This is a genomic window from Paraburkholderia aspalathi (assembly GCF_900116445.1).
In the GTDB taxonomy this organism is placed as follows: Bacteria; Pseudomonadota; Gammaproteobacteria; order Burkholderiales; family Burkholderiaceae; genus Paraburkholderia; species Paraburkholderia aspalathi.
The window spans coordinates 107787-121497 of the sequence record NZ_FPBH01000023.1; the positions used below are offsets into that span (position 1 = coordinate 107787).

A 13711-nucleotide genomic window follows, 5' to 3' on the forward strand; every position below is an offset into this window, starting at 1 on the left:
TCAGCAGACGTTCACCGGCCCAACCCGAAGGGCCCTCCTTGGCCGGACCCGGAAGTTCGAAGCGAGGCAGCGAACCAGCGCTACCGAGTCGATCCGGATTTCCGTGATCGACCCGTTGCCGCCCTTCAGTAAGCTCCGAAGGTCCCAACCCTGCCGATAAAGCGGCCACTCAACCTCCCGACTACGAACTCCCGCTGCGGCCTGAACAACCAATCGTCGAACGTTTCGCTCTATCCCGACGAACAGGCAGCAAGCTCTACCTGCTGGCGACCTATACTCGTAGTGGCCGCGATCCTCGGCGACCGTGTTCGCAATCAACGAATTTCCAGCTCGAATTAGTTGCGATTGAGCTTGCGATGAGCGAGATCGGCTTGCAATCCACGGCCGTGGGCAGACGTTATCTGCGAGCGAGCCTAAGCGTTTCGATTGCACGCCCTTACATCTAATGGAGCATTCTGATGCAACAGAGATTACGTGCTGCGGTTGTGCAATCGGGATCCGTCGTCTTCGATGCGGACAGAACCATCGATAAAGTCGCGACGTTCACCGCCGACGCCGCGCGACAAGGCACTCAACTCATCGTATTTCCCGAAGCATTTGTCTCAGCCTATCCTAAGGGGCTCGATTTCGGCTCGACAATTGGCGGGAGAACCGCTGCTGGGCGCGAAGACTATCGGCGTTACTACGACAGCGCGGTCGAGGTACCAGGTCCCGGCGCTCAGCGGTTGGGTGAGCTTGCCGCCGACCACAAACAATACGTTGTGATCGGCGTAATCGAACGGGACCATGGCACGTTGTATTGCACTGCGTTGTTTTTTGGCCCGGACGGTACGCTGCTCGGTAAACATCGCAAGCTGATGCCAACTGCCGGCGAGAGGCTGATCTGGGGCTATGGCGATGGGTCGACGCTTCCGGTTTTCGACACACCGTTCGGCAGGCTCGGCGCAGTCATTTGCTGGGAAAACTACATGCCATTAATGCGTATGGCGATGTACGCCAAAGGTGTTCAGATTTACTGTGCGCCCACCGCTGACAGTCGACCGACATGGGCTTCCTCCATGCAGCACGTTGCCCTGGAGGGGCGCTGTTTTGTGTTGTCGGCCTGCCAGCACCTGCGCCGATCGGATTGTCCAACCGACTATGCCGCAATCCAGGGTAACGATCCGGCCACTGTGCTGATGAGCGGTGGAAGCTGCATCGTCGGCCCGCTTGGCGAGCTCATTGCCGGTCCCATTTTTGAGCAAGACGCATTGCTCGTGGCCGACCTCGACCTCAACGACCTTGCCCGGGCGAAATATGACTTTGACGTCGCGGGGCACTACTCGCGTCCGGATATCTTCCGTCTGCATGTCAACGAAGCGGCGATGCCTCCCGTGGTGTTCGAGAAAAACGGATTCGGCAGCGGCTCCTGAATGACGAGATATTCGGGCGCCATGCCGTAAGGGAAGGATTGACGGTTTCTTTCGGACGCTGTTCGTGCCAACGGCGTCGCCGAGACGTGCTATCGATTGTCGGCGATCTGTGCACCGATGTCGAACGTCTGAACGTGTTTAGGTTTATACGACGCCTGCCCACATTTGCTTGTGGCGTTCGCACATGCTCGTGACTGAGGGCAGGCATCCTACAAATCTGAACGACTGAAGTCGCTCGCCTTCTTGATGGTTAGTGCTGCGTCGGAGCCGGCTGCTGGGCTGCGTCTGCTTCTTCGTCTGTCGCGGATTTGGCTGACGTTTGTTTGCTCGGGCGCGGCTTCGGGGCTGCTGGTGTTTCCGTCGTCGCTATTTGTGACGCCTCTGCGAGAAGGCGCGCTGCACGGCTCGCAGTGATGCGGCTTTGAGGGATGCCCTTCGCATCGAGCGCGATCACCTGATACAGCTCACGGTCACACTCGAGTTCCCGCTGATATTGCTCTGCTATGTCGACAAGCAATTCAAGCATGGTCTGCTGACGTCGCCTTTCGTCGCTCGTGATGGCAGGATTCCTACACATTGAGGACGCAAGTGTGATCAGTGTGTTGAGTTGGCTTAACTGCCGGTTGCATAGATCGAAGGTGGAGAGCGCAAGCTTTTCGTACTGGAGCGCGTCGACAGGCGGGCGTGAAGCGGGTTGAGATTGTTTTGTAGGTTTGCTGTTCATGGTGCGACCTCCCTGGTGCATCTCGGATCGCCCGACACTCACTCGGGGAAGTGGGTGAGCGGGCACGAAGCGGGATTGGAAGACCGGCGCTGAACCAAACCGGCGAGCCTTGCGGCTCCCCCACCACGGCCCGCCCATTGAATATAGACGTGCAGAGGTAGACGCACGACCCGCCTGAGCGGGTGTGCGGGTTCAACTAGCAGGCTTCCAAACCTGACCGCCGGGTGTTTCCCGATGGCTTGATGATTATAAATCAAGGCAGCAGCGTAGCGGTCAATCAGGCAGGCTAAGTGTTAGCGTTTGGCCGATTGGATAAGACCTCGGCGGAGGTTGGCGTGTTGTCGCAAATTCGAAGACCACAGAGGACGCATGGTTAGTCGTCTCTACGTCGACAGTCAGCGCGCAGGCGTAGCGGTTTTCGTCAGTGCCCGGACTTAGCAGGCGATGGAGGTTCATCGGCAGAAGCGGTCGCTCGCGACGCATCGTTTCCCGCGTGCAGCAAATGGCCGCTTCCGTGGTAGGTATAAGACCGTGGTTGACCCGTAAGGGACGGACGGTTCCAGAAGCGCAAAACCGACGTTCGCAAGCGGCTATGCCAAGAAATCGTAACGATTGCGGTACAAGTCCAAGGGCGCAACCGGCAGCCATTGTTGCGGAATAAAAGGCGAGTCTATCTGGAGGTGATATCCATGTCGCCACGCAATTTTTGCGTAAATCACCGCTGGAGTCGAGATCAGATCCTTAGTGAATCCGCCTTCGTCGTTAGCTCGAGCTGAAAGTGCTCTTGGTGTGACGATCTGGCGGATAGCATCCTCCATGGCGGGAATATCGCCCCGTGCAAGCGCTATATAAAATCGGTGATCACCTAGATACTTCTTTTCCCCACTTGCTCCTGGCGGTTCTGCAAGCACGCGCTCACATCGACTTACCAACCGCTGCCAGTCTCCCCGAATTGCTATGGTCGCCTGATACGCCCAGAAGTCGTGGGTCATGTGATTTTCGATTCGGCGTAGATCGTAAGCGGCATCGTGACCAAGAAACCAATTCACGAGCAAATCGTTGTCGGACAACAAAGGCGGCAACAGCGCCAACATTTTCGCACCTGGAGAAAACGTGTCACTGGTCATTCGATAGGCCATCTTGGTCAGATTGCCTGCAATATAGAACCATTGTTTCATTGCAGTCAGGTCCTGATGACGAAACCAGGTGGCTATTGCCTCGGCGGTTGCATGCGACCTTAGGAGCATCACACAAGCGCGTGGGTCGCCGGTGTTGGTCTCGATAGAGCGAATCAGCTCCGGCAAATCTGTGGCGCTTATATGCTGTCCGATATGCGCCAGCCTCTTAGCTCTCGCTTAAACATCACTTGTGGCCACTCAGATCTCCATTTTAGTGTTGTCGAACGACTGTCGATGGCTGAACTCTGCCCGACGCCGATCGGCTCAGATTGGCCCGGAACGGTCCTTCAACGTTCTTGATAGCGGCCCTTCATCCGTTTCGCGATCCTCAACGCAGGCCACGGCTCCTGTTCCTGCGGCTACTCATCGGCCGCTGTTCTGCTCGTTCTTCGAATAGAACAAACTTTCTCCACATCAAGTGACGGCGTCACGCGGTAAACAGCTATGTCCGTGTTGGTTTCTCCTTCGTCCCAGAGAACGGCGTAAGAGCGGCTTCGCCACGTTTCGAAGTAGACAAACGATCTGCCACAGTACCCGGCTTCTTGAGAGAAATCATCGAGAATTGAGTTACTTATCAAACGGTAGCCATCGGCAGCGCGGGTGAGATAGGTATCGCGGACGCAATAGGCCGTTCCCACACGTCGCGAGATTCTAACGATAGGCTGGGATCGGCCAGGTATCGCTATTTCTGTCGCATAACCAGTCGTATCGGCGTATTGAGTCAGCTCAGTTCGGATCGCGTCGGCCGAAACCGGTGCAGCTTGTTCCCAGAACCGAGCAGCCCGGGTCTGGTCTCCAGTGCAGCTATCGAAACATAGTTCTCGCGAGCCTAGGTTCGAGATATCGACATGTGGATGCTGCTGTTGCAACCGGGACAATTTTTTTCCGAAGTGTGCGCATGGTGTTTGTGCTTCAACTGCGGAGGAGTAACTGCTGAGGCACGCTAGGCCAGCAGCAAGAACAAGGGCAATCGGGTGTTTACGCATCTGCGGGAAAATTCCTTTGAACGTCCAGTTTCGTCGCTTCACCCTGCCTGAGTTGTGACTCAATCTCGCTTGCACGAATTAGCTCCGGGCGTTGATCGGCCGCTTCCGTTTAGGCTTGTCCAACGTCTGCCCGCATGCGTCATCGTGCGCTCACGCGGCAGCAGACAAGGGCAGGCGTCGAACAAACCTAAACGAACCCGGAAGTCCAAGGTCCGCCGGGATATCATTAGTCTCGGCTCACGCTGAACTTCCGTACCCGACCAGGAGCGGTCTTCCGCGTTTCTCAAAACCAGACATTCGCACCAAAGAATTAGCCGCTGCGGTCGTGGTACGCGAAGAGAGCTCGACAATCAACACCGAAATCTTCCCCCTGCGAAGGCCCTAGTGAAACACGATTGCGCCATTTTTCGAGCACATCTCAAAGGCCTTCATCCAGTCACTGTAAGACTCGTAAAAGTATTTATCAGGTACTTGGGCCGCCTGATTGCGATACTGGACGAAATCCTGGTAGACCTTTCGGCACACCTCTGGGCCGATCACGCCTTCCGCGTCAGAGAAATCGATTAGTTCCCAAAATGGTCCATGATTGTCCTTCCACGCCGTTTCGTCGTATCTCACTTCGATGACTTTGTTTCGAAACGACACGCTTGGCGGATATCCGGCAAGCTTGGCCAGTTCATTTCGCCAGATGTTGTAGCCGGAATAGGAGCCAGCTCTGAAGTCGAAAGACGCCCCGAACTGGTACACCTTGTCACTCTCGAGTCCGCGAAATCGGTCAGGGAAATCCACTGGAGACAGGATGACTTGATTCTTTGCTTGCGGCCACCCATCGGATGACAGCACCGGCGAATCAACCACAGTCAGCTCACTGTACGCGGTGACATCGAGTCCAGCGTGTGCCATCGGGGCGAACAGGAACAGAATCGGAGAGAATAGTGCTCGCTTCATGACTTAGCCAAAATATCTGTGAACGGGCACTTGCCCGCCAAACTATTATCGGCACGGAAAGGCGATTCCTGAGCTTTTTGGTGGTGCTCAGTGTCGGCGCGCTCGTTGCTGGCGAAGTAATCTCGACTGAAAATCATCTAGCGAGCCTCCACCGCCGCCCTGACGGGCGACGGGGTTAAAGTGAGTTTCCTGCTCTTGCCATAACCGTTCACCTCGACGCAGCAACACCCGCTTTATACGGACGATTGCTAATCGGAAGCCGTCGCTTAGACGAATGAACATTCTGACTTCACTGCACCATCAGAATGAGATCGTGATTCCAAGCGGCTGGTTAATGATGAAGGTATGGCGTTCGAGTTGCTGCTGGATCAGTCCGCACCGCTGGGCGTCAGGAAGATCTGCCCGAACGGGCAACTTTGCCTTTCTCTCTACCGAACCCAGCCACTCCCAGCTACCTGGGTCGGGCCCGTGACCCTCTCCATCCGAAATGTCGAAATAGCGCTCTGCCACGTCGTTGACCCATGCTTCACTGCAAGGTCTGGATTTGGGAGCTCCCGGGATGCCCGTGGTTATCCCCAGCCAGCCGACTACCAATAGAGCAACCAGGCCCGCCAAGACAATCACAATTTTCTTCAGGATGCGCATGGTTATTCTGATCTCTAGCGCGGCTAGGCCTTGAACCTGCATCAGCGGTTCGGCAACGTAACCGCCGACATTAGACTCGACTATTGATAATCGAGCGTGTCATCAACTTTGGTGATCTTCCAGCTGTCGCCCAGCTTGCGCAGAAACACCAGCACACTGATTTTGTCTTTCGAGCCGAAAGTAACCGGAACGACCGCAACGTCGTCGAGCATGATCGCGTGGTGTGTTGCGATGTTGTTCGACCAGTCCTGTTCGTCGTAGTCCTGGACCTTCGTGAAATAGTCGGCGTCTCCAGGCAGCCTGTTATGGCGGTAAGCACTTCGGAGTTTGTCGACCGTCGCTTTGGTCACGTAGGCATAGATGCCCTTGTCCAGCAAAGGATAGGTCTCTTTGGATTCCAGCTTGATATACCAGGCGTAGAACGCTTTCGTGCTTGCGTCAGGAGTCGTGCTATCCGCGAACGCCCCTTGCTGGAAAAGCAACCCGCCAACCAGCAGCAGTACCGACACGGCGAGGGTCAATAGCTTCTTCATCTTTCGTCTCAGTTGTAGCGATAAATTTTGTATGCCGGCTGCGATTGTCTATAGGACGGTCCCGGATAGAAGCCTTGTGAGCCATGTGGCGTCTGCTTGAAATCGGACACCCATACGGAGCCGTCGAAGATCGCCATGTGCCCCGAAGGATTTCCTGGGGCTGGCTGTATCACGATCACATCGCCTTTCTGCGGATCGCCGGTAGCTTGGCGAAAGCCGACGGCCTCAAGAAGTGGGCCGTAGTCTTTGGCGTAGTGTGCGTGGTGCAGTGAGATTCCGCCCGATTCGATGGCCTTGCGCACGTATTTTGCGCAGTTACCTGTGCTGTGCGATTGCGCATGGTCGTCTGCGTAGCTCGCTGCTGAGGATTTATCGAACGGCATTTTTTATCTCCCTTGAAGATTGAGTTGGCGCTCGCGGTGGAAAGCTAACACATGGGATTCGTTGTCGCTGTGAAATTCGGTTTGGAGTGGCGATGTTATGCCAGTTACATTGTGCTGCCGGCCATTATGTTAATGGCCCGCTTCGCGGAGCGTGCTCGTTACCTCTTTCACATATCACGGCGTTTCGGTGATCTCTGATATGAGGCCGAGGACTTTGCGGGCAGATTCCTCAAGAGTTGTTTCGGGTTGCCGTTATACAGAGATACGCGCGATCGCCAACGCAGAGCCTGACTTGCATCAGGCGGAACGCGATTGTGTGCGAACGCCATTCCTGACTTTAAGACGTTGCGCCAATCTGCTATCCCTTGAGATCGCTAAGGACCTACCCGACCTCACGGTCCACGACATTACTCATCTCGATGCGCTGTGGGCGTCGCCTTGCAAATAGTTGGGCCGAACAATCCATGACCGCACATACGATTGCGTGCGTGTCGCACGCCTTATCTGAGTGATGTACGCGTAGCGAAAGAAGCATGCTTCATAGACCATGTTGAAAAGCGATAACAAGGAAAAACAAAGATGACGGAAGTAACGTTGACTATTCGATTCGAGGGTGGGGAAGCTGATAACGGTCGCTTGCCGATCCACGATGCAGCGACGGCAGAAATGGGACTTGCACGCGCGGTAAACATTGTTACGCATTCGTTCGCAAACGATGAACAGATGCGAAGACGCGGTGACTCGGCAACAGGAGCAACCGTATTTGCGAGCGCTCCCAAAAAGGGGTGCTACGAAGTGGAAGTTGACGTAGTGTTCGATCTCGCGACATGCGAAAAAATGGGTGCGAGCGTTATTGCACCCCGTTATTGGGATTATTTGACGTGGTGCTGGTCATTCGCAGTTGGTAAGGACTATGACCCTGTGACTCCATATGTACAGCGACTCGTAGAGTCGCAAGATGCGAAAATAGATGAGATTGCCGACACTTTGGAAAGTGCGATGGCAAGTCTGCACAAACCAATTGCCGAAGACCCGGAAAATATTATTTTAGTTTTGTCACGTAAGCGCGTGGGCGATATTCTCACTTTCGATTCCGAGACGAACGAATATGTTAATGTTCGGGGGGAATCTGATGACGATGAGTACGTTATTGGAAATGTCACAAAATTTAATATACTTACAAATTATGGGAGAGTGTACGATGACAATCTCCGGCGCGTTGTGTCATTTAAGTTAATTGAAGATCCGAGTCATCGACTAAGGACCCTTATTACGAAATCAATGCATGATCGCGTTAAGGGTGAAGGAGGCAAACTACACTTTCTGGTGCGGAGGGTCGAAAATGCTATGGGTACCGTTAAGCGTTACGTCGTTGCAGATGTGGTTGAGGTTCGATAGATGGGAGCCAACCCGGTACAATATTGCACATACGTAGTGGAGATTTGTGCGACTTTGAGCGATTGGAAAGACTGGGTATCAATTGCGGGCACGATTTCAGCGCTCGGAATCGGGATAGTGGGGCTCGTAAAGGTATTCTACGAAATCCCTCGACTGCGCGCTCAGAAACAAAAGGAAATCGATGAGCGCGACCGTGCTTCTCTGCTGAAAAGGACCGAATTTTTTCTGGGCCAACACAGGCGACTGTTTGATACTCCTGATTTGTTCGAAGTGCTCTGCTTAATCGATAGCGTCGAAATGGATAAGTTGGCGCTACCGGGCATGTGGGACAAGAAAAGAAAACTTCTTACATTTTTTGAAGAAATGGCGCTTCTTGTCAATAATCAAATGATCGATGCAGACGTTGCCGATTATATGTTCAGCTACTACGTAACAACCGCATGGAGTAATGACTATTTCAGAGAGGGAATAGATCCCTCAGAGGAACACTGGGGCCTGTTGTTCGATTATATGAAGCAAGCCGAGCGTCGGCGTGGAGCAGCTTCCTGCCCGGCGCCCGAAAAAATGAAATTATAGGTCGGCTTTTCGATTCGGCAGGAAGTTGATGAGTGAAATCCTATGGCGGCACCCAATTGACATTGCTGGGAACTAGGGGCTGTAGCAGGTCCGATTTCGGCCGATCGTATGTTCCATCAAAGTCGAAACCCAGGGCATTTTTCAAGAGCCTGAGCGTACGACTGCGCGGAAGACCAGAAGTCTTACCCCTCGGCTCGCCAGTGCCGGACCAATCTTTGGGGCGGACAACTTCATGAGAATCCAGACAGATCCTTCAGGAAGCAACACCCGAAAGGGAAAGACCCGCGAAGAGTACAGGGCTTTCTTATGGGGTGCGGCAGTATCACTGCTGCGGAGCGCTTGCCGGCAGCCGGCGGCGCTTCCACTCCTTCAGCGATGCGGCGAGGATCACGCGACGGCGCGGACTAATCACTATCTCGTGGGGGTGTTCTCCGCGCAAGCGCGTCCGATAGTATGTGTGTCGGCTAATACCGTACCACTCACAGAATTGCAGGACGGCGATCTTCATGTTGAATCGTCACCGAGCAAGTCCGCCGGCAGCGCACATCGAACGCGCGACTTCAGTTCTGAGCGACCTGAGCCCAGCGCCGGAGTCTTGAGCCGCCATGTCGATGAGCGCTGTGGGTGCGGGCGAAACGGGCCACGTGCAGCACATGATTGCGCAACACTTCAACCTCTCCATCACGGAAGTGACTCATGACTGTCACCATCACGAAACTACCGAAAAAGGGAATGGGCGAGGCGCGCGATCTCGCGACCTTTCTAAATCTAGTCGACCGCTGGACCCAGGGGATTCCGGACCTCGGTTACCGTATCTCGCTGTTTCGTGGTCAAGAAGACGAGTCTTGGTTGCTGAAGCCAGGGATCGCGCGACCGCAGTACGCCAAGCGTGTAAAGCCCGGCACCGAACAGCGCATGCTGAGCGAATTCAAGCAGCGCGGCATTCCGCATCTAGAATCGACTGTCGAACTCGCGGACGCCGACTGGCTCGCGATCGCGCAACACCATGCGATGCCGACGCGGCTGCTCGACTGGACGGGCAGCGCACTGGCCGCCCTGTGGTTTGCGATCAAGCGACCGGCCATCAAAGGGGCGGACGGCAAGTTGAAGGCGGCGGCGGTGTGGCTTTTGGCGGCCACCGACGCGGACATGATCCAATCGGGCGAGCGCGAGAAGCCGCTCGAGATCACCCGCACGAAGCTCCTGAAGCCGCGTCACGTGTCACGGCGTATTGCTGCGCAAGACGGCTGGTTCAGCGTGCATCGCGGGTTCGAGGACGGCTTGGGAATGACCTACGTGTCGCTCGACACAAACACGGACTTCAAAAAGCGCCTGAGCTTCATCCGGATCCCGCCCGACGCGTTCGGTCCGATGCGGGGCCAACTGCAGACGGCCGGCATAAACCGCGGCGTGCTGTTCCCCGACCTCGACGGGGTGGCCGGTCGCATCGCCGACGCCATCCTCTATCCAGACGATCAGCTGGCACCGGGCGCCGGCAATATCTGAGGAGCCCGATCCCGTGACCCACGGTCCCCAGCAGTCCAAACTGCCGCCGTCGCGCACTTACACCCGCATCGAGTTCACGGCGCTGCGCACGCGTAAAAGGCCTGCCGATCGCGACGAACGCGCGACTCTAAACCTATAGGCGTCGGCTGAACCGTATGTGCGGGGAATGATTGATTGGCATCGGAGCCCCGACATGCAACACACAATTTCGACCCCCCCTTAGCGACACGCATACGGGGTGCATAGCGTCAGTTGCAGATACGATGCGGCAAAGACGAGATACACGCCAAACTGGAAGGAGACCACCATGTCGAAGGATCTGGCGAGAGGTCCGGAGTCGTACCGGAACGAGGAACTGATTCTTGAATTGCTGCCGGGCCTGCTCGAGCAGAACGGGTTTTCCGGTGTTGCCACGTCGAAGCATGGCGCGATGAAGTTCGTTGACGCAACAACAGCGGATGAAACAGTGGTGCGGTTCTGGATGAAACAAGGCTGGACGGGTCCACAGAAATTCGCAGCCATCCAGTTCGGAATGCTCGACTCAGGAGATCAACCGGACGAGGACTTTGTCGAGTACGTCGCGGCGCGCGTGCGTAGCGCAAAGACGCATGGTGCCACGCACGCGTTGTTTGTTCACATGGGCGAGACACACATCACAAATTATGTGGCGTTGGAGATCGATGATGTGGACAGGGCATATCGCAAGCAGATTAAGTGGTGGCCGGAGCGAGCGCGGGCCACGAAGGCACCATCCCTTTGGTTCGAGGATTCCCGGATGCACCACTCTGCCAACTGCATCAGAGCGGTACTCGATCTCGAGCTTCCCCTGTCTTCAATTTGCGGCGTGAGTGCCGAACCGAAAGGAACGGGCACTGACTCGAAGAAGGTGACGGTCGAGATGGAGAGGCGCATGCGGCAAAGCATTTTCCGCTTGCGCGTCGGTGATCGCTGTCGCTGGCGATGCGTTGTGACGGGAGCCGAAGTGAGAGCGGTGCTTGATGCGGCGCACCTACCCGGTCGGAACTGGCGTTTTCACAACGAGGCGCATGATGGCGTTATGGTACGGACGGATCTCCATCGATTGCTGGACAAAGGGCTAGCGGAATTCCGGGATGGCGTGTTCTGGGTGGCTGATAAAGCTCGCAAGGGCGAATATGCGCAATTCCACGGGCGCGCGGTCAATGTATAGGAGTAGGCGGTATCTGGGCTCCGATGCATGCGGAAAAATAGCCGTTACGCCTGCTGGTGGGCGCTTTCGTCGCCTTATCGCTCTCGATCCATCCCATGAGCTTAAGCTCGTAGGGACTGCCGGTCTGGAAAATTCGCAGCCGCGCGCTTGAACGTCCGTTTCGGTGGACGTGAGAGATGGGTCGGGGTCGAAAGTACGCATTCGCACGGTTGAAATTTACGGCCCTGCGTAATGTCGCCCCGAGCGACAGAAAAGGGATCTGAGGCCGCCGCATAACTGGTGCCGGCTGAGCGGCAGCTAAGGCCGACAACCTGTCAGATCAAGTCCCGACTAATACAGATGAAGCGGTCGCGTTGGACCAGCGCCCCGCGCCTAATCCTCACTTCACCGCCCCCAACGCCAACCCCTTAACCAAAAACCTCTGCAACCAGGCAAACACAATAGAAACCGGCAACGTCGCACAAAGAGTAGCAGCCATCACCAAATGCCACTCCACAACATACTTCCCAGCCACCATATCCGTAACCTGCACGGTGAGAGTCTTATTCTCCGGCGACCGAATCAACGTGTAGACGACAGCAAACTCATTCCAGGCATTGATAAAAGTAAAGATCGCCGTAACAACGATCGCCGGCACAGCCAACGGCAAGAAAACCTTAAAAACAGCCCTCGTCCTCCCACACCCCTCCAACCAGGCCGACTCCTCCAGATCCCTCGGCACCGTCTGAAAGTAAGAGGACAACATCCAAACCGCAAACGCGATATTGAACGCAGCATAAGAAACGATGACGCCAATCTTGGAGTCAACCAGATTCCCATCCCCATAAGGAATCATCGCGGCGAGCCGGAACAACCCAACAACCAGCAAGATCGGCGACAACATCTGCGTCACCAGCAGAAACTGCGAATACATCCCTTTCCCACGAAACGGAAACCTGGCCAACGCATAAGCCGCCGGCAAGCTCACCGCCAACGCCAACGCAGTCGACAAGAAGCTAATCACACAACTATTCCTCAGCGCCACGCCGAAGTTAGCCGCAACCCACATGTCCGAAAAATTGCTCCACTGCCAATGCACCGGCAACCACCGCGCCGGATAAACAAAGATCTCCGTAGCCGGCTTCAACGCAGTAAACAACATCACAGCAAACGGAAACAGCACGGCCACAATCAGCGGCGAAAGTGCCAACCAGCACCACAGCGAGCGCTTCATCTTGACGCTGAGACTCATGACGTCTCTCCTTCTTTCGCGGGCTGCAGGCGCAGATAGGCGATCGAGAAAACGAACAGCATGACGAGCATGATCAGCGACACCGCCGCGGCTTCGCCGGGACGTCCCAGCCGGAACCCAAGCTCATAGAGATACGTAACGAGAATATGCGTGCCGTTGTCCGGGCCGCCTTGCGTCATCACCCAGATGATCGGGAAAGAATTGAACACATAGATCACGTTCAACAGAATCGTCATGTTGATGAACGGCCGCAAGAGCGGCATCGTCAGCTTGCGAAACTGCTGCCACGCACTGGCGCCATCCATCCGCGCCGCTTCATAAATGTCACCCGGCACCGACGACAACCCGCCCAGCAGAATCGTCACCGTAAATGGAATCGACACCAGAATACCGACGGCGATCTCCACCGGAAACGCGAGCTCCGGCGTCGCGAGCCAATGAATCGGACCGTTGATCAAGCCAAGCCGCTGTAACGTGACGTTGACCATGCCGTAGTCATCGTTGAAGGCCCAGCGCCACACCACGGCGGTCATCGTCAGCGAGACGGACCACGGCAGCATCACAATCGTGCGCGCCACGCCGCGTCCATAGAAATCCTGATTCAGGATCAGCGCGACCGGCACCGAAATCAGCACCGTGCCGCCCACCACGCACACGGTCCAAACAATCGTCCGCTTGGCCGCGGCGAGAAACGAGGGGTCCGTGAAAATCGTATAGAAGTTCTGCAGACCGGTGAAATCGCGGATCGCGCCGAAGCGCGAGACCTCGTGCAGCGATTGCCACACGATGTTGAAAATCGGATAGCTGATGATGAAAAGCGCCAACACCAGACTCGGCGCAATCAGCAACCAGGGCGCCTGGAGGCGCGAAGAAGCGGAACGGCTCATGCGTGCTCGATCGTAAGACGCATCCACATTAAAAGCGGACGCGACGGGATGGGCCGGATAATGCACTACGGATATGACAACCGAAACGCGCGCCGCCTTCGCAACGGCGGCGCGC

13 protein-coding genes are annotated in these 13711 nt (G+C 55.7%); 5 read left to right on the forward strand and 8 right to left on the reverse strand.

The genetic code is table 11. From position 1 onward, the window contains the following. Window positions 1-458 precede the first annotated feature (458 nt). Window positions 459-1412, forward strand: a complete 954-nt coding sequence (locus tag BM438_RS29680) for a carbon-nitrogen hydrolase family protein (RefSeq protein ID WP_093641908.1) — start codon at window positions 459-461, stop codon at window positions 1410-1412. A 250-nt stretch (window positions 1413-1662) separates the two neighbouring features. Here the strand turns inward: BM438_RS29680 and BM438_RS29685 are convergent, their stop codons facing one another. The 6 genes from BM438_RS29685 to BM438_RS29710 all read right to left on the reverse strand — a co-directional run bounded on the left by BM438_RS29685 (window position 1663) and on the right by BM438_RS29710 (window position 6809). Further along, window positions 1663-2136: a hypothetical protein gene (locus BM438_RS29685; RefSeq protein ID WP_093641913.1), complete on the reverse strand. Its 474-nt coding sequence runs from the start codon at window positions 2134-2136 to the stop codon at window positions 1663-1665. Window positions 2137-2726: 590 nt separating this feature from the next. After that, window positions 2727-3314 carry an Imm49 family immunity protein gene (locus BM438_RS29690; RefSeq protein WP_167378481.1) on the reverse strand — a complete coding sequence of 196 codons (588 nt, stop codon included), beginning with the start codon at window positions 3312-3314 and terminating at the stop codon, window positions 2727-2729. Between the two features lie 1367 nt (window positions 3315-4681). Next, entirely contained in the window at window positions 4682-5248 is a 567-nt protein-coding gene (locus BM438_RS29695) for a hypothetical protein (RefSeq protein WP_093641921.1), read from the reverse strand. A 300-nt stretch (window positions 5249-5548) separates the two neighbouring features. Beyond that, window positions 5549-5893 carry a hypothetical protein gene (locus BM438_RS29700; RefSeq protein ID WP_244179484.1) on the reverse strand — a complete coding sequence of 115 codons (345 nt, stop codon included), beginning with the start codon at window positions 5891-5893 and terminating at the stop codon, window positions 5549-5551. Window positions 5894-5973: 80 nt separating this feature from the next. Then, window positions 5974-6426, reverse strand: coding sequence for a DUF3828 domain-containing protein (locus tag BM438_RS29705; protein ID WP_093641924.1), 453 nt, complete (start codon window positions 6424-6426; stop codon window positions 5974-5976). 8 nt (window positions 6427-6434) lie between these two features. Continuing rightward, on the reverse strand, window positions 6435-6809 hold the full coding sequence (locus BM438_RS29710; RefSeq protein ID WP_093641928.1) for a CHAP domain-containing protein: 375 nt from the start codon (window positions 6807-6809) through the stop codon (window positions 6435-6437). Between the two features lie 579 nt (window positions 6810-7388). Between BM438_RS29710 and BM438_RS29715 the strand changes: the two genes are divergently transcribed. The 4 genes from BM438_RS29715 (at window position 7389) to BM438_RS29730 (ending at window position 11478) form a co-directional block, all read left to right on the forward strand. Then, a complete protein-coding gene (locus BM438_RS29715) occupies window positions 7389-8207 on the forward strand; it encodes a DUF7946 domain-containing protein (protein WP_093641932.1) in 819 nt (272 codons plus the stop codon). Between the two features lie 54 nt (window positions 8208-8261). Beyond that, window positions 8262-8783 carry a hypothetical protein gene (locus tag BM438_RS29720; RefSeq protein WP_143131775.1) on the forward strand — a complete coding sequence of 174 codons (522 nt, stop codon included), beginning with the start codon at window positions 8262-8264 and terminating at the stop codon, window positions 8781-8783. Between the two features lie 696 nt (window positions 8784-9479). Then, a complete protein-coding gene (locus tag BM438_RS29725) occupies window positions 9480-10289 on the forward strand; it encodes an FRG domain-containing protein (RefSeq protein WP_093641938.1) in 810 nt (269 codons plus the stop codon). Between the two features lie 307 nt (window positions 10290-10596). Continuing rightward, entirely contained in the window at window positions 10597-11478 is an 882-nt protein-coding gene (locus tag BM438_RS29730; protein ID WP_093641942.1) for an HNH endonuclease signature motif containing protein, read from the forward strand. A 379-nt stretch (window positions 11479-11857) separates the two neighbouring features. On the opposite strand, the gene BM438_RS29735 is transcribed toward BM438_RS29730, so the two are convergent. Together BM438_RS29735 and BM438_RS29740 are read right to left on the reverse strand one after the other, a co-directional pair. After that, complete coding sequence (locus BM438_RS29735; RefSeq protein ID WP_093641946.1) at window positions 11858-12709, reverse strand: carbohydrate ABC transporter permease; 852 nt, start codon at window positions 12707-12709, stop codon at window positions 11858-11860. Beyond that, window positions 12706-13596, reverse strand: a complete 891-nt coding sequence (locus BM438_RS29740) for a carbohydrate ABC transporter permease (RefSeq protein WP_054035601.1) — start codon at window positions 13594-13596, stop codon at window positions 12706-12708. The genes BM438_RS29735 and BM438_RS29740 overlap by 4 nt, the downstream gene beginning before the upstream one ends. Window positions 13597-13711: the final 115 nt, after the last annotated feature.